Origin of the sequence: Methylobacterium oryzae (assembly GCF_036441375.1) — a bacterium.
GTDB classification, from domain to species: domain Bacteria; phylum Pseudomonadota; class Alphaproteobacteria; order Rhizobiales; family Beijerinckiaceae; genus Methylobacterium; species Methylobacterium oryzae_A.
The window spans coordinates 161,949-177,801 of record NZ_MLCA01000008.1 but is presented as its reverse complement, the minus strand read 5'-3'; the positions used below and the strand labels follow the sequence as shown (position 1 = coordinate 177,801).

At 66.7% G+C, this 15,853-nt stretch carries 15 protein-coding genes and 2 riboswitches; of the genes, 6 read left to right on the top strand and 9 right to left on the bottom strand.

Features of this window, described 5'->3' with window-relative positions:
- The first annotated feature begins 117 nt into the window (after window positions 1–117).
- Window positions 118–1,005 carry a LysR family transcriptional regulator gene (locus MOTC310_RS16880; protein WP_331302608.1) on the top strand — a complete coding sequence of 296 codons (888 nt, stop codon included), beginning with the start codon at window positions 118–120 and terminating at the stop codon, window positions 1,003–1,005.
- The gene (locus MOTC310_RS16875; RefSeq protein ID WP_331302607.1) at window positions 1,002–1,361 is read left to right on the top strand and encodes a YidH family protein; all 360 of its coding nucleotides are present in this window, start codon (window positions 1,002–1,004) and stop codon (window positions 1,359–1,361) included. The genes MOTC310_RS16880 and MOTC310_RS16875 overlap by 4 nt, the downstream gene beginning before the upstream one ends.
- Window positions 1,362–1,367: 6 nt before the next feature.
- Here MOTC310_RS16875 and MOTC310_RS16870 read toward each other — a convergent pair whose 3' ends face one another.
- The 6 genes from MOTC310_RS16870 to MOTC310_RS16845 all read right to left on the bottom strand — a co-directional run bounded on the left by MOTC310_RS16870 (window position 1,368) and on the right by MOTC310_RS16845 (window position 7,620).
- Complete coding sequence (locus MOTC310_RS16870; protein WP_331302606.1) at window positions 1,368–2,447, bottom strand: molybdopterin-dependent oxidoreductase; 1,080 nt, start codon at window positions 2,445–2,447, stop codon at window positions 1,368–1,370.
- 67 nt (window positions 2,448–2,514) lie between these two features.
- On the bottom strand, window positions 2,515–3,498 hold the full coding sequence (locus MOTC310_RS16865; RefSeq protein WP_331302605.1) for a beta-propeller fold lactonase family protein: 984 nt from the start codon (window positions 3,496–3,498) through the stop codon (window positions 2,515–2,517).
- A gap of 118 nt (window positions 3,499–3,616) precedes the next feature.
- Window positions 3,617–3,955, bottom strand: a complete 339-nt coding sequence (locus MOTC310_RS16860; protein ID WP_331302604.1) for a c-type cytochrome — start codon at window positions 3,953–3,955, stop codon at window positions 3,617–3,619.
- A gap of 11 nt (window positions 3,956–3,966) precedes the next feature.
- The gene (locus MOTC310_RS16855) at window positions 3,967–5,184 is read right to left on the bottom strand and encodes a molybdopterin-dependent oxidoreductase (RefSeq protein ID WP_419539923.1); all 1,218 of its coding nucleotides are present in this window, start codon (window positions 5,182–5,184) and stop codon (window positions 3,967–3,969) included.
- A 117-nt stretch (window positions 5,185–5,301) separates the two neighbouring features.
- Window positions 5,302–6,450, bottom strand: a complete 1,149-nt coding sequence (locus MOTC310_RS16850; RefSeq protein WP_331302602.1) for an adenylate/guanylate cyclase domain-containing protein — start codon at window positions 6,448–6,450, stop codon at window positions 5,302–5,304.
- An 87-nt stretch (window positions 6,451–6,537) separates the two neighbouring features.
- Window positions 6,538–7,620, bottom strand: coding sequence for a YeiH family protein (locus MOTC310_RS16845; RefSeq protein WP_331302601.1), 1,083 nt, complete (start codon window positions 7,618–7,620; stop codon window positions 6,538–6,540).
- Window positions 7,621–7,811: 191 nt separating this feature from the next.
- Between MOTC310_RS16845 and MOTC310_RS16840 the strand changes: the two genes are divergently transcribed.
- The 4 genes from MOTC310_RS16840 (at window position 7,812) to MOTC310_RS16825 (ending at window position 9,791) form a co-directional block, all read left to right on the top strand.
- On the top strand, window positions 7,812–8,018 hold the full coding sequence (locus MOTC310_RS16840; RefSeq protein ID WP_331302600.1) for a hypothetical protein: 207 nt from the start codon (window positions 7,812–7,814) through the stop codon (window positions 8,016–8,018).
- 245 nt (window positions 8,019–8,263) lie between these two features.
- Window positions 8,264–8,326, top strand: a riboswitch (Fluoride riboswitch).
- 93 nt (window positions 8,327–8,419) lie between these two features.
- Window positions 8,420–8,962, top strand: coding sequence for an inorganic diphosphatase (ppa, locus tag MOTC310_RS16835; protein WP_331302599.1), 543 nt, complete (start codon window positions 8,420–8,422; stop codon window positions 8,960–8,962).
- Complete coding sequence (locus MOTC310_RS16830) at window positions 8,866–9,624, top strand: 2,3-bisphosphoglycerate-dependent phosphoglycerate mutase (RefSeq protein ID WP_331302598.1); 759 nt, start codon at window positions 8,866–8,868, stop codon at window positions 9,622–9,624. The genes ppa and MOTC310_RS16830 overlap by 97 nt, the downstream gene beginning before the upstream one ends.
- Entirely contained in the window at window positions 9,624–9,791 is a 168-nt protein-coding gene (locus MOTC310_RS16825; protein WP_331302597.1) for a hypothetical protein, read from the top strand. The genes MOTC310_RS16830 and MOTC310_RS16825 overlap by 1 nt, the downstream gene beginning before the upstream one ends.
- 30 nt (window positions 9,792–9,821) lie before the next feature.
- Here MOTC310_RS16825 and ilvD read toward each other — a convergent pair whose 3' ends face one another.
- The 3 genes from ilvD to xoxF5 all read right to left on the bottom strand — a co-directional run bounded on the left by ilvD (window position 9,822) and on the right by xoxF5 (window position 15,027).
- Entirely contained in the window at window positions 9,822–11,651 is a 1,830-nt protein-coding gene (gene ilvD, locus MOTC310_RS16820) for a dihydroxy-acid dehydratase (RefSeq protein WP_331302596.1), read from the bottom strand.
- Between the two features lie 168 nt (window positions 11,652–11,819).
- Window positions 11,820–13,115, bottom strand: coding sequence for a phosphopyruvate hydratase (gene eno / locus MOTC310_RS16815; protein ID WP_331302595.1), 1,296 nt, complete (start codon window positions 13,113–13,115; stop codon window positions 11,820–11,822).
- Between the two features lie 109 nt (window positions 13,116–13,224).
- Complete coding sequence (gene xoxF5 / locus MOTC310_RS16810) at window positions 13,225–15,027, bottom strand: lanthanide-dependent methanol dehydrogenase XoxF5 (RefSeq protein ID WP_331302594.1); 1,803 nt, start codon at window positions 15,025–15,027, stop codon at window positions 13,225–13,227.
- Window positions 15,028–15,663: 636 nt separating this feature from the next.
- Window positions 15,664–15,733, bottom strand: a riboswitch (Fluoride riboswitch).
- Window positions 15,734–15,853: the final 120 nt, after the last annotated feature.

Genomic DNA, 15,853 nt, shown 5'->3' with positions numbered 1-15,853 from the left:
GGAGATCGTGATAACATCGTGCAGCTCAAGAGTGCGCCGCGTGGAAGCGACCCATCGACCGAAACGTACCTGAGGCATGGTACGCTCGCGGCTCCCTCCAAGCCAGCGAGCCCGTCGATGACCCTCGATCAGTTGCGCATCTTCGTGGCGGTCGCCGAACGTCAGCACGTCACCCGCGCGGCCGAGGCGCTCAACATCGTCCAGTCGGCGGTCAGCGCCGCGGTGTCGGGACTAGAGGGGCGGCACGCCGTCAAGCTGTTTCACCGGGTAGGCCGCGGAATCGAGCTAACCGACTCCGGGCGCATCTTCCTCGGCGAGGCGCGCGCTGTCCTCGCCAGAGCGGAGGCAGCCGAATTGGTGCTGGCCGATCTCAGTGGCCTCCGCCGCGGGGTCCTGCGCGTCCATGCGAGCCAGACCATCGCCAGCCACTGGCTGCCTCGCCACCTCGTCGCATTTCGGGCTACTTACCCGGAGATCACGGTTCGTCTCGCGGTGGGCAATACCGCCGACGTGGCACAGGCCGTCAACGAGGGCGCGTCCGAGCTTGGTTTCGTCGAAGGTGAGATCGATGATCCGGCTCTGGCGAGCACGGCGGTCGCGGAGGATCGTCTTGTCCTCGTCGTGCCGCCGAGCCACCCGTTCGCCGCCACCGACGCGCTGAAGGCGGCCGATCTTGCTGCCCTCCCTTGGGTGCTTCGCGAGGAGGGATCGGGCACCCGCTCTGTCTTTGAGGCAGCGCTCGCTGCACAGGGCATTCTGCCTCGGGACCTTACGGTCGCGCTGGAACTCCCCTCGAACGAGGCCGTCCTCGCCGCAGTCGAGGCCGGAGCTGGGGCGAGCGTTCTGTCGGAGGTCGTCGTGGCGGGCAAGCTCGCCAATGGTGCGCTGGTCGCGGTGCCGTTCCCGCTGCCGACCCGGACCTTCCGAATGCTGCGCCACAAGGAACGCTACCGAAGCCGAGCTGCCGATGCCCTGCTCGACGTAATCCACAAAAGTCAATCGTGAGCGGCGTCGCCCCCGACGATCCGCGCGTACGGCTCGCCGAGGACCGGACCGTGCTCGCCGCCGAGCGCACCTACGCGTCGTGGTTGCGTACCGGGCTGGCGTTCCTGAGCGTGGGCTTGGCCGCTCAGCGCTTCCTCGCCGAGGCGCTACCGGGCTGGCCCCTCCGGGTCATGGCCCTGGCCCTGGTCGTCTGCGCACTGGGGTGCTTCTGCGCGGCAGCGTGGCGCGATCATACCCTCCGGCGACGCCTAGCCTCGGCACAGGTGGGCCTGATGCCCCGCGCCTTGACGTTGGGCATCGCGCTGCTGCTCTGCGCCGTTGCAAGCCTTGCGGCCGTCACCCTCTGGCGCGTTTGAACGCGCTCAATCCACGGTCACGCGCACACGGTGCCATGACGCGCTGAGATAGCCCTTGTAGTTCCACGTGTCGTCAGGGGCGGCCGGCTGGGTCTGACCGGCCTCATCCCAGGCGCGCACCGCCAGCTCGTGCTCGCCTGAGGGCAGTTCGAGGTCAATCATCCAGAACGTCCAGGCGAACGGTGCACCCGCATCGTGCTCCAACGCGGCTTGCGCCCACGTTCTGCCGCCGTCGCCCGAGACGTCGACCCGGACCACCGCGCGATCACCGGACACGGCGTAGCCGGTGATGCGACTTGCCCCGGCTTGCAGGCTCGCGCCCCGCGCCGGTTCGCAGATCACCGCGTTGAGGGGCATGATGTTGATGGTGTGCCCCGTGGCCGGGTCCGCCGTCTCCGCGGTCACATCGGCCGGGTACAGCTTGTAGTCGCCGGCCTGGATCGGATTGTCCGACGGGCGATCCTGCACGGTGATGCGCTTGAGCCATTTCGGGCTGCGCACCCCGGCAAATCCTGGCACGACGGCGCGCAGCGGAAAGCCGTGCTCGGGCAGCAACGGCGCGCCGTTCATCGCGAAGGCCAGCAGGGTCTCAGGGGAGAGTGCCTTGGCGAGTGGAATCGAGGCGCCGTAGGGATGACCCTCGACCGTATCGTGGCTCTCGAAGGCGACATGGAGATTGGCGCCCTCGGTAATTCCGGCCTCCCGCAGCACGTCGCCCAAACGGACCCCGGTCCAGTCGGCTGTGCCTATCGCGCCCCCATCCCAGGGGTCGCCCGAGACCGGCGCCACCGCCCGCATATCGGCCCGGCGGTTGCCCGCGCACTGCATCGTTGCGGTCACAGTGACCTGTGGAAAGCGCTTCTGCAATCCATGTAGCGACAACTCCAGCGCGGTCGGGAGTGCGCCGTCGAGCGTGAGTCGGTAGCCGTCCGCGTCGATCTCGGGCAGATCGCCGTGCGAGCGCACGTAGAAGTCGTCCGCCGCCGTGCGGTAGGCCGAACGCAGCCGTTCGAGCGGCGGCTCAGCGTTGTACGGCGCATCCCCGTGAACGATCAGGCGCGCCTTGCGCTCGGCCAAGCTCGACATGTGTATCTCCATGTTCGTGTACCGGGGTACAACGTGCCGGGGTCGATCCGATCCCGGCACGTTTCGCTCACGGCTTCATGGTCGCGGTGATGGCGTTGCTCGCGCGGTCGATCACCGCGACGCTGAGGTCGCGGTTGAGGGCGTAGGCCTTGGTGTTGTCGGCCGAGAATACGATTGCCTGCCGGGGCTCATTCAGACCGGTCACGGTGGCCACGACCTTGCGGGTGGCGGTGTCGATCACCGACAGCGTGTTGTCCTTAAGGTTGCCCGAGTAGACGAACTTGCCGTCCGGCGTCAGCGCCGCGCCGTAGGGATCTTGGCCCACCGGCACCTCGGTGACCACCTTCTTCTCGGCCAGGTCGACCACGCCGACGGTGTTGCGCCCGCTATTGGCGGCGAACAGGGTTTTGCCGTCCTTCGTGATCGAGATTGCCCGAAGCTTGTCGAAGCCAGTAATCTCGCCGGCGATCTTATTGCTCGCCGTATCGACGAGGGTAATCTTGTCGCCGAGGAAATTGGTCACGAACAGCGTCTTGCCATCGGGCGCGAGCCGCACCCCCTGACGCGGCTGGCTGAAGCCCGGCACCACCGCCAACGCGAGCCCGGACTTGGTATCGAACACGCTCACCGTGCTCGCTGCCTCGTTGTTGACGTAGAGCTTGGCCCCGTCGCCGGACAGTGCCGTCCCGAACGCCCCGGGTCCGGCCGCGATCATCGCGACCTCCTGGCCTGTCGCGGTGTCGTAGGCGGTGATCCGACCGGTACCGCTGTCGGAGACGTAGAAGCGGGAGCCGTCGGGGGCGAACACGATGTTGCGCGGGGTAACGAAACCGTCGAGCGTGCGCGCGAGCTTGCCGGAGGTGACGTCGTAGACAAGTACCCGGCTCTCCTCGCTGTTCGAGACGGCGGCGGTGCGCCCGTCGGGGCTCAGAGCGAGCGAGTTGTTCCTGATCGCTCCGTCGAAACCGGCCGCGATCCCTGGGGCGGTCGCGGCGAGAAGCAGGGCGGAGCCGGCCATGAGTATGCGCAGGCCGGAGCGGATCGATTTCATGGTAAGGTCTCTCGGGTCAGGAGCCGCGCTCGCAGGTCCGCGGCGCGTGGGTTGGATATGTTGGCCCGGCGGATCGACGAGCGGCCAGCGGGAACGGGATCGGCAAGGCGCGACGGTCTCAGGGCTTCGGCTTCATCGCGGCGAGGTAGTCGACGATGGCCTGGACGTCGGCCGGATCGACCGGCGCCTTGTAGATGTGGACCATCTTGTTGACGGTCTCAGTCCACTGCGCCTTCGACAGTTTGGGCTGGGTCAGCACCATCCCGGCCGAGTGGCAGGCGAGGCAGTTGTTATTGACCGCCTCCGCCCCGGGTCCGTCCGGGAACACCCGGTCGGAACTCGGCAACTCGACCTGCTGTGAGGTGAAGTGCATCGGCTCGGGCGCCGGAGCGGCAAGCGCCGAGGCGGGGGTGAGAACGAGCCCGGCGAGCAGGAATATGGTGCGGGGTTTGAACATGATTCTCTCCCTCAGGCGACTTGGAGCGACACGGTCTCGACGCCGTTCTGCATGAACCCAGCCCCGTTCCAGACCTGGTCCATCGGCTGCGCGAGACCGTTCGTGTTGGTGCAGCGGACCATGATCGCGTGGCTGCCGGCTGCGAGTGCCGGAAGGCTGCCCTCGAAGCGGCGGAAGCTGTAGGGGCCCTCGTCAGCCCCGAGTTGTGCCGGCTTCCATGTCGTGCCGCCGTCTCCGGAGATCTCGACTGTCCTCACCCCGCAATCGCCCCCGAAAGCGATCCCACGCACGGCCACCGGTGCGCCGGCGGCGACGTTGGCGCCGTCCTGCAGGTTGGTCACGAACGAGCGCGGGACCATCCGGTTGATCGGCACCGTCTTGAAGCCGGTCTGGCCGGGCTTGATGTTCGCCCCCGGCACGTCCGGGATGCGGTAGGCGGTCTTCATCCAGTACTGATCGTCGGGCTTGTCCAGCACCTCAATGTCGGACAACATCTTGACCCAGTAGGTCGAGTACCAGCCCGGAACCACGAGGCGCAGCGGGAAGCCGTTGAGCAGTGGCAACTGCGTGCCATTCATCGCGTAGGCGAGCATGACCTCGCCGTCCCGGGCATGGTCGAGGTCGAGTGACTTCTTGAAGTCGGGCGCGTCGTCCACGACCGGCTCATCGAGGCCGCTGAAGCGCACCTGCACGGCCCCCGCCTTCACGCCGACACGGTCGAGCACGTCCTTCAGGCGCACACCGGTCCAGCGGGCGTTGCCCATCGAACCGTTGGCCCACTGCGCCCCGGGCACCCGCGGCTCGAACAGGCCGCGGGAGTTGCCCGAGCACTGGTTGACCGCGGCGATCTCGAACCGCGGCAACTGGGCGATTTCGTCAAGCGACAGCGACAGTTCCTGCTCGACGTGCCCGCGCACCTTCAGCCGGAAGGCTTTCGCGTCCACTTCGGTGGGGATCGAGGCCCAATGCCAGCGCACGTAGAAGCGGTCGTTGGGGGTGAACAAACCCTGGTCGAACACCTCGAACGGCGTCTCCAACAACGGCGGGCGGGTGCGCTGCAGGATCATCGACCCCTTGCCTGGGAAAGCGGTCGTGAGGTCGCGCGCGTCGGGACCACCGCGCAGCGGCAGCTTGACCGAGCCTGCGGCCCAGGCCGGTGCCGCGGCCGCGAGACCGCCGAGGCCGAGACCGGCGAGCACGGCACGGCGAGGGATGGCATAATTGTTCACGTGCATTCCTCCGCGTATGGGTAGGGCGTCCCATGCCCACCTCTCAATGGGAGAGATATCTTTCCTTCACCGCGCGGTCCAATAGAATGATATGCTCGTTCCGTTCAATTGATTAGATCAATCATCTCCTAGTGCGAAAAGCGTCTGCCGCTCGTTGAAGCCGCGAAGCGTGACCGTGTCGATCGGTGTCAGCGCTGGTGACAGGCCATCAGCGAACGCGCCGGTGGCTAGAAGAGGCTGGCCGTAGACCTTGCACAGGGCCTCGACCCGGGCGAGCACGTTCACGTCCCGACCGATCGCGGTGAAATCGAGCCGATCGCCCGCACCGATATTGCCGTACGCGACCGTGCCGACGTGCAGCGCGATGCCGATCGCCGGTAGGTCGCCCGCCTCGGCCACCGCAGTGAGTGCGATCCGCGCCGACCGCAATGCGGCGTGGCGCGCCCGCGCTTCGTCACCGGCGGTGTCAAACACCGCGAGCACGCCGTCGCCGATGTACTTCAGTACCTCGCCGCCCGCGTCCTCGATCGCCGGGACGACGGCGTCGAACACGCGGTTGAGCACGGCGACGACGCGCTCGGGCGTCGTCGCGTCGGACAGGGCGCCGAAGCCGCGCATGTCGGCGAGCAGCATCGCCGCGCGCATTCGGCGCGTGTCGCCGCGCCGGACTCCGCCGGCGAGGATGCGCCGGGCCGGATCACGGCCGACATAAGCGGCGAGCACATCGGCGAGCATGCCCTCCTGCGCCTTCAACTCGAACACCAGGGAGAGTGGACCGGCGAGCGGAGTCAGGGCAGCGATCTCCGACGCCGTGAAGCCCGTGGGTCGCGCGGTAGCCCAGGATGCAGCCCCCGTCCGACCCGACCCCGCCGGCAGCGGCACGATTAGGTAGTCGGTCAGGCCCGTGTCCCGGAGCTCGTCGAGTACGGGGAAATCCAGTGATCCGCCTTCGTCGAGGCGCATCCGATAAGGACGACCGGTGGCGACGACGTGCTCGACGGTGTTGCCGTGGAAGGTCGGTGTCCCCTCGATGCCGTGCGGTCGGAGCAGCGTTCGGGTCTCGACGCCGGGCAGCCATACTCGCATCACCCACCGGTGGGAGGGATGCAGGGTCGGCGCGTGGAAGGTGGCGCGATCCAGCGGCAGACCGAGTTCGATCAGGGCTGCTGACAGCCCTTCGAGCAGCGCCCCGGCATCCCTTGCAAATCGCCCTTCACCCGAAAGCCAGGCGGTCGCATACGCTAGAAGTTCGGTCCGATCATCCAAGATTGGTGCTCCGTAGGCACATCGGCAGAGGTCGCGGTCGTGGCGTCGCCGCCGCCCGAGGCTGACGGCGATGGCTGAGGCCCGGCGTTACGCGATGCCGAGGATCCGGATTAAGCCGAGGCTGACGGCGGTGAGAGCGGCCAAGGAGGCGATCACGGCTAGCGTCACCCGCGGACCCGCGCCGACGACGCTGCGCACGTCGACCCCGAGCCCGAGCGCGGCCATGGAGACGATTGTGAGCAGATTGGCGGTGGCGGCCGTCGATGGCAGAGCAACCTGCGGGATCAACCCGCCGGAGCGCAGGCCCGCCATCGCCAGGAATGCCAGGATGAACCACGGAACCAGGCGGTGAACCGCGATGCGGCCGGGCTTCGGACGCACGCCGGCTGTGACGTGCGGCGCGGCCTCGTCCGCCTCCTCGCGCAAGTGGCTGGCACCGAGCGACAGGGCCAGCACGACCGGACCCAGCATCAACACGCGGACGAGTTTGACCAGCGTGCCAACCTGAACGCTGAGGGCGGCCACCGGCGCGGTCGCGGCCAGGACCTGCGGCACGGCATAGACGGTCAGGCCCGCCAGTACCCCGTACTGCATCGGTGACAGATCGAGCAGCGGCACGAGGAGCGGCAGGCCGAGAACCACGAGGACGCCGAGCACGGCGGTGAACGCGATGGAGGACGCGACGTCCTCACCGTCGGCGCCGATCACCGGCGCGGTCGCGGCGATTGCCGAGTTGCCGCAGATCGAGTTCCCGCAAGCGACTAGGATGGCCAACCGCGGGTGCAGGCCCAAGGCGCGACCGATGCCGTAGCTCACGGCGATGGCCAGCAGCACGACGCCGGCGATGCCGATGAGGAGACCGGGGCCGGCGGCAAGCAGGGTCCCGACGCTGAGTGAGGCTCCGAGCAAGACCACGGCGACTTCGAGCACGGTCTTGGCGCCAAAGGCGATACCGGGGAAGAACCGCGGACCAGGGTTCCAGGCCGTACGGAGCGCCGTGCCGAGCACGATGGCGAGTACCAGCGCTTCTAGCCACGCGCGGCCGAACACACGCTCCTCGATGGTCTCCAAGCCGATCGCGACAGCCGTGACCGCGAGGCAAAGGCCAAACCCCGGCAAGATCCGCCTGGTGAACTGAGCGATGGAAGGGGCGGTGGCGTCACGCGGCATGGCAGTCAGCTCCAGGGCAACGACCCATCATTGTTACCGGGAAGCTTTCATTCCAACAGAACTATCAGATCTTTTTGATCTGCGAACGAGATCGCTCGAACCGCTGGCAGATCATATTTGTTGGATCTGACGTGAAAGTGTAGGTCAACGCAGACGCTGAGGTTTTCACGTTCCCGACAGCGGCCAAGCTGGTGCTGTCCACGATCTCGGCCGCACCGCAGTGTGGCGAGGACAGCGATTTCAACTTGCGGTTACCCTCAAATAAACCGGCAGAGATCCACCTCCAAGCCGCCATTCCGCTGGCGACCCAGGCTGTGTCAAAACTTGAATGCTGTCAGCCGTTGTGGAAAAATGTTCTTTCGAAGGAGAGTGACATCGGCCTGACGGGCTTCCTGTGACCATCGGTCAGTCGCTTTGGAGATCCCTCGCGGTTGCTGCGGCGACGTTTGTTCTCTGACTTCGCAGCACATCCGCGTTTTGACACAGCCTCTACCCGATCCAATCATTCTTCCGACCACGCCCAAATTCAAAAAACGGACGCACCAGGCTCCATTCGGCTTGTCGCTCGGAGGCAGCACACTGGCTAGTTCCTGCCACGATCGCACTGGGTTGCGCACTTGATTTGGACGGACTGGCTGTTACGTACAGTCTCGGGAATGGGGTCTCCCGTACAACCGCCCTCAGGGCTGATGACTCCTATCGTTGCCAACGCGCGATAGGAGTGTGCCTTGTCCCCAGCCCGTCCCCCCGGATCATTTATTGAGTTCTGCCGTCCCGCCTCCGCCGGGAGCGCACGGTCATGAACCTCGCCGCCATCAGCCCGGGTACGGCACCGTTCGACGAGATTAACGTCGTCATCGAGGTGCCCATCGGCGGCCCGCCGATCAAGTACGAGATGGACAAGGCGTCCGGCGCCCTGGTCGTCGACCGCTTCCTCTACACCCCCATGCACTACCCCGGGAATTACGGGTTCATCCCCAACACCCTGTCGGAGGACGGGGACCCTTGCGACGTGCTGGTGGCCAACACCCGGGCGATCCAGCCCGGCGCCATGATCGCCGTGCGGCCGGTCGGGGTTCTCCTGATGGAGGACGAGCACGGCCCCGACGAGAAGATTATCGGCGTGCCGGCCGCGCGGCTGACGCGGCGTTACGACGGCGTCCGGGCGCACACCGACCTACCCGAGATCACCCGCCAGCAGATCCAGCACTTCTTCGAGCACTACAAGGACCTGGAACCCGGCAAGTGGGTGCGCATCACCGGCTGGGCGGATGCGGACCGGGCCCGCGAGCTGGTCGCCGCCGCCGAACAGCGGCATCGGGAGAAGGTAACCTTCCTGTGAACCCCGGCTGGCCTGCGGGCACGCCGAACCTGGTCCGCGTGCGGCACGGCGAGAGCGAGGCGAACCGAGACAATCGGTTCACCGGGTGGCTCGACCCGCCGCTGACGGCACGGGGTATCGCGGAGGCCCGTGCGGCAGGCGCCACGCTCGCCGCACAGGGACTGTCCGTCCGAACCGCCTTCGCGTCGCCCTTGCTGCGGGCAGTGGCTAGTTGCGCCCTCGTACTGGAGGCACTGGGTCAAGCGGAGGTGCGCCCGCGTCTCTGCGAGGCCCTGGTCGAACGCGACTACGGGGAGTTGAGCGGCATGGACAGGGACGGGGCATGCGAACGCTGGCCGCCGGGCCAAGTCGAGCGATGGCGGCGCTCCTACGCGGAAGCGCCGCCTGGGGGCGAAAGCCTGCGCGACACGGCGGCGCGCGTCATGCTCGGCTACGTGCGGGAGATCCTGCCGGCGGCCATGCGCGGCACGACCCTGGTCGTCGCCCACCGGAACTCGTTGCGGGCCCTGGTCATGGCCTTGGACGGCCTCTCCCCGGACGAGGTCGAGGACCTTGAGCTGCCCACCTGCGCGATGCGCCTCTACACGCTGGCTCCTGACACTGCCGTCCTGTCGCAGACGTCCCTGGAACCAAACCTGCACGCCGTCGAAGGAGGAAGCTGATGGCCAAGTCGCCCCAGGACGATCCCGATCCCGAGATGAGGGACATAGACGAGATGGGACGCCTGGAACGGCGCCGTGCGGAGGGAGCGCCATTTCCGCGTGCCGTCGTGACCGGCATCGCCATCGTTGTCATCGCGGTCGCAACCATCTGGCTGCTGTCCCGCTGAGCGTCAGGCCACCAATCCGGCGGGTCGAGTTCAGACCCGCCGGACCGCGCCCTTGGCCGCGCTGGTCGTGAGCATTGCGTAGGCGCGGAGCGCCCCGCTGACCTTGCGCTTGCGCGGAGCCGCCGGTTGCCAACCCGCGGTCTCCTGGGCAACACGCCGCCGGTCGAGCTCCGCCGCGTCCACGTCGAGGTGGATGCGTCGGTTCGGGATGTCGATGGCGATCCGGTCCCCGTCGCGCACGAGACCGATCAGCCCGCCCTCGGCCGCTTCCGGGGAGACGTGGCCGATCGAGAGACCGGCGGATCCGCCGGAGAACCGCCCGTCGGTGACCAGGGCGCAGGCCTTACCCAGCCCCTTCGATTTCAGGTAGCTCGTCGGGTACAGCATCTCCTGCATGCCGGGACCGCCGCGGGGTCCCTCGTAGCGGATCAGCACCACCTCGCCGGCCGTCACTTTGCCGTTGAGAATGCCGTCCACCGCCGCGTCCTGGCTCTCGAAGACCCGGGCTGTGCCGTCGAAGACCAGGTTCGAAGCGTCGACGCCTGCGGTCTTCACGATGCAGCCGTCCTCGGCCAAGTTGCCGAACAGGACCGCCAAGCCGCCGTCCCGGGAGTAGGCATGCGCGGCATCGCGAATGACGCCGCCCTCCCGGTCGACGTCGAGCTCGTCGAAGCGGGATTCCTGGCTGAACGCCACCTGGGTCGGCACGCCGCCGGGGGCGGCGCGGTAGAAGGTCTGGACCGAGGCGGCCGGTTCGCCGCGCACGTCCCAGCGGGCGAGCGCGCCGCCGAGCGTACCGGCAGAAACGTTGCCGACCGTGGTGTCGATCAGCCCGGCCCGGTCGAGCTCGGCCAGGATGCCCATGATGCCGCCGGCTCGATGGACATCCTCCATGTGGACGTTGGCGACCGCCGGGGCGACCTTGCACAGCACCGGCACCCGCCGGGAGAGGCGGTCGATGTCGGTCATGGTGAAGGGCACCTCACCCTCGTGCGCGGCGGCCAGCAGGTGCAGCACCGTGTTGGTCGAGCCGCCCATGGCGATGTCGAGGGTCATGGCGTTCTCGAAGGCCGTGAAGCTCGCCACCGCGCGCGGCAGAACGCTCGCGTCGTCCTGCTCGTAGTGGCGGCGCGCCAGATCGACGATCAGGTGGCCGGCCTCCACGAACAGGCGCTTGCGGTCGGCGTGGGTGGCGAGCACCGAGCCGTTGCCCGGAAGCGCCAGCCCCAGCGCCTCGGTGAGGCAGTTCATCGAGTTCGCCGTGAACATGCCCGAGCACGAGCCGCAGGTCGGGCAGGCCGAGCGCTCGATGACGGCGACGTCCTCGTCGGAGATACGGTCGTCGGCCGCCGCGATCATCGCGTCGACGAGGTCGACCTTCCTGGCGATGCCCGGCAGCTGGACCTTGCCGGCCTCCATCGGGCCGCCGGAGACGAACACGGTCGGGATGTTGAGGCGCAAAGTGGCCATCAGCATCCCAGGGGTGATCTTGTCGCAATTCGAGATGCACACCATCGCGTCGGCGCAGTGCGCGTTGACCATGTACTCGACGGAATCGGCGATCAGCTCCCGGGACGGCAGCGAGTACAGCATCCCGTCATGGCCCATCGCGATGCCGTCATCGACCGCGATGGTGTTGAACTCCTTGGCGACGCCGCCGGCGGCCTCGATTTCCCGGGCGACCAGCTGGCCGAGATCCTTGAGATGGACATGGCCCGGCACGAACTGCGTGAACGAGTTCACCACCGCGATGATCGGCTTGCCGAAGTCGGCATCCTTCATGCCGGTGGCGCGCCAGAGGCCGCGGGCGCCGGCCATGTTGCGGCCATGGGTGGTCGTGCGTGAGCGATAGGCGGGCATGAGCGTCTCGTCAGTATCTTGCGCGTTCTGCCGGATAGGCCTCGACGAACAAGCGGGTTTGGCTCGGTGCTGTCATGCACCTTGGCCATTGTCGTATCGCCGGCGTTCGCGTCGGAGACCGTCTGGTGGCCGTGGGGCGGGCGACGCCATCGCTCCCGCCTCGGGGCATCAGGTGCGGCGGTAGCGTGCGAAGGGGTTTTCGAACCGGGCACGGGCACCGAGTTCGGCTTCGATGGCCAGCAGGCGATTGTACTTGGCCAGCCGCTCGCCCCGGCAGGGCGCCCCCGCCTTGATCTGCCCGCTGCCCATGGCGACCGCGAAGTCGGCGATGAACGTGTCCGTGGTCTCCCCGGAGCGATGGGAGACCATCGTCGCCCACCCGGCCTGCCGGCACAGGGTGATGGCCTCGACCGTTTCGGACACGGTGCCGATCTGGTTCAGCTTGATCAGGGCAGCGGTGCAAGCCCGTTCGCCGATGGCCTTCGTGATGAAGCGGGGATTGGTGACCAGCAGATCGTCGCCGACGACCTGTATCCGCTCGCCCTGCGCGGCCGTCTGGGCGACGAAGCCGGCCCAGTCCTCCTCCCCGAACCCGTCCTCGATAGAGACGATGGGCCAGCGCTCGACCCAACGGCCGTAGAGCTCCAAAAGCTGCGCGCGGTTCAAGACGCCGGTCCGCGAACGGGAGAGGTCGTAACCGTCCGCCGCCGCGAAAGAAGAGGCCGCGGGGTCCAGGGCGATGGCGACGTCGAACCCCGGCCTGTAGCCGACCCTCTCCGTGGCCTCCACGATCAGCGCCAGGGCCGCCTCGTTATCCGGCAGGTTGGGTGCGAAGCCACCTTCGTCCCCTACGGCCGTGGCCAGCCCCCGTTCGTGAAGGATCTCCCGGATGGCCGCGTAGGTCTCGGCCGCAACGCGCATTGCCTCGGCCAGGCTCGAAGCGCCGACGGGCACGAGCATGAACTCTTGGACATCGAGCGAGCTGTCGGCATGCTGGCCGCCGTTGAGGACGTTGAGGCACGGCATCGGTAGGAGGGTGGCGGCCTCGCCTCCGAGATGCGCGTAGAGGGGACGGCCCGTCGCGCGCGCGGCCGCACGCGTCGCCGCCATGGAGACGCCGAGCAGCGCATTCGCACCGAGCCTGGACTTGTTCGGCGATCCGTCGAGCTCGACGAGCGCCCGGTCGAGGCCCTGCTGATCGGCTGCGTCCCACCCCCGGAGCGCCCCGGCGATCTCGCCACGCACGGCCTCTGCGGCCATCAGCACACCCTTGCCCCCGTAACGAGCCGGGTCATTGTCGCGCCTCTCGACCGCCTCGTTGACGCCCGTCGAGGCGCCAGAGGGGACGCCGGCGGTGGCGCTAACGCCGCCTTCCAGCGTGATGCGGACCTCCAGGGTCGGGCGGCCACGGGAGTCGAGGATTTCCAGGGCTTCGAGGGCGCGGATCTTCGTGTCCGGACGCATCGGGGATTCCCTCGGTTGATGAGTATCCTCGGCGGTGGCCGAGCAAGGAGAAGGGTGCCGGCGCGGACCCCGCGCCGGCACCCTCGTGTCGTCAGCGACGTGCCGCTGCTTAGTTCGGCAGGGCGAAGTCGGTCAGCGTGCCACCGAGGTTGGTGTACTGCGACAGAGCCGCGTAGCCACCCACCGCGCCGAGGCCGGCGTTCGGGTCGGTCAGGCCGGCCGCGAGGCCGATGCCGGCCCAGCCGCCGACGCCCGAAAGCACGGCGATGTGCTGCTTGCCCTTGATCGCGTAAGTCATCACGTTGCCAATGATGCCCGACGGGGTCTTGAACTTCCAAAGCTCCTTACCGGTCTTGTCGTCGACCGCCTTGATGTAGCCTTCCAGCGTTCCGTAAAAGACCAGGTCGCCGGCGGTGGCGAGCGCACCCGACCATACCGAGAACTGCTCCGGGTCGGACCAGACGATCTTACCCTTCACGCCGTCCCACGCGATGAAGTTGCCCATGCCGCCGTGCGAGTTCGGGGCCGGGTACATCGAGAGGGTCGCACCGACGTAGGGCTGGCCCGGGGTGTAGGTCACCCGGAACGGCTCGTAGTCCATGCAGACGTGGTTGGTGGGCACGTAGAACAGGTTGGTCTTCGGCGAGAAGGCCGCAGGCTGCTCGTCCTTCGACCCGAGGGCCGCCGGGCAGATGCCCTTGGAGTTGGTGTCCTCACCGTTCTGCTCGGTCGAGTACTTCGACTGAACGAGCGGGCGGCCGTAGGTCTTGGACGACTTGTCCATGTCGACCTTGGACGCCCAGTTCACGGCCGGATCGAACTTCTCGGCGACCAGCAGCTCGCCCGTCTCGCGGTTCAGCGTGTAGCCGAAGCCGTTGCGGTCGAAGTGGGTCAGGAGCGGCTGCTCCTTGCCGTCGATCTTCTGATCCGTGAGGATCATCTCGTTGATGCCGTCATAATCCCACTCGTCGTGGGGGGTCATCTGGTAGACCCACTTGGCCATGCCGGTATCCGGGTTACGCGCCCAGATGGTCATCGACCACTTGTTGTCGCCCGGACGCTGCTTGGGGTTCCAGGTCGAGGGGTTGCCTGAGCCGTAGTAGACCAAGTTCAGCTTGGGGTCGTAGGAGTACCAGCCCCAGGTACAGCCGCCGCCGGTCTTCCACTGATCGCCTTCCCAGGTCTTCAGCGAGGAGTCCTTGCCGATGGGCTTGCCGAGCGAGGTGGTCTTCTCCGGGTCGACCAGCAACTCGTCGTCCGGACCTTCCGAGTAGCCGCGCCAGATCCGCTTGCCGTCCTTCAGGCTGTAGGCGGTGATCGAGCACTGCACGCCGAACTCGCCGCCCGAGATGCCGACGAGGACCTTGTCCTTCACCGGCATGACCGTGGCAGTGTTGGTCGCGCCCTTAGACGGATCGCCGTTCTTCACCGACCAGTTGACCTTGCCGGTCTTGGCGTCGAGCGACACGAGGGTGGTGTCGGCCTGGTGCAGGAGGATGGCGCCGTCGGCGTAGGCGAGGCCGCGGTTGACCGTGTCGCAGCACATGACCGGGATCACGGACGGATCCTGCTTCGGCTCGTACTTCCAGAGGATCTTCTGCTCGTGCTCAAGATCCAGCGCGTACACGATGTTCGGGAACGGCGTGTGCACGTACATGACGTTGCCGATCACGAGCGGCGCGCCCTCGTGGCCGCGCAGCACGCCGGTCGAGAACGTCCAGGCGACCTGCAGGTCCTTGACGTTCTTCGTGTTGATCTGGTCGAGCTTCGAGAAGCGGGTGTTGGAATAGTTCAGCCCAGGGAACGCCCAGTCGTTGGGGTTCTCCATCATCTTCATGAGGTTTTCGTTGGCCGAGGCCGGCAACAGGGTTGCGGCGTAGGCGACCGATGCCACGAGGGCGATCTTTTTCATGCGCGTTCCTCCGTACTGACGCCCCTGACCCGATCTTGGCGTGGCCATGCGTCATTTCACGCGTGCTTGTCTCGCAAGAGATCGTTGTTCGATGGCAACAACTTCAAGCGAGCTCCGTAAGTCTATCGAATGCGCGCCGGATTACAATAAGATTCTTCTAAGTGCGACAGTTTTTCAGAGGTTAAACTCTATCAACTTATGATTTGACATGACTAAACCTCCCGAAAAACCGCGTAGGTTTCAGGATACCAATAATGCCGCTTCTTAAAAGATCAAAGTCCCTTCTTGTTGACTCAAAATCTCGGTTTTAGCCTTGACTCCGGGTCGCTCAGGGTTACATTGACCCTGCAAGGTTACTCTAATCTTGTTTGCGACAGACTTAGTTCTGGCGAACGTCTTAAGTTACCGCTCGGGAAGTTCGCTGGAGACGGCGGGGTCTAAGGACCTCGCCGTTTTTTCTTGTGCGAGCACGCAAAGAAGCGCGCGCGATGTTGCGCACGCCTGAGCGGGCTTAGAGCGGCAGTGGGGGGGATCGCATCGGCACACAGCTCACGCAGGATCCCGGTGAAGGGATCAGGTTACGGGAGGTGCACGGCCGGAGGTGGGAACAGGCACAGCCCTACCCGCGCCCGGAAGCGCACGGTAGGAGCTATCGTCCGAGCGTAGGGCCCGGCAGTTGTCGGGGAGCTCCATCCCCATCCCACGTCAGGGAAGGTGGCTTAATCCATCGGCCCCGTCAATTCCCCGCCCGGCTTGTCGGCAGGCGTCAGTGGCTGACGCCTCGGGTCAACCACGCGGCCATGAGCGACCCATTGCGTGCCCAGGG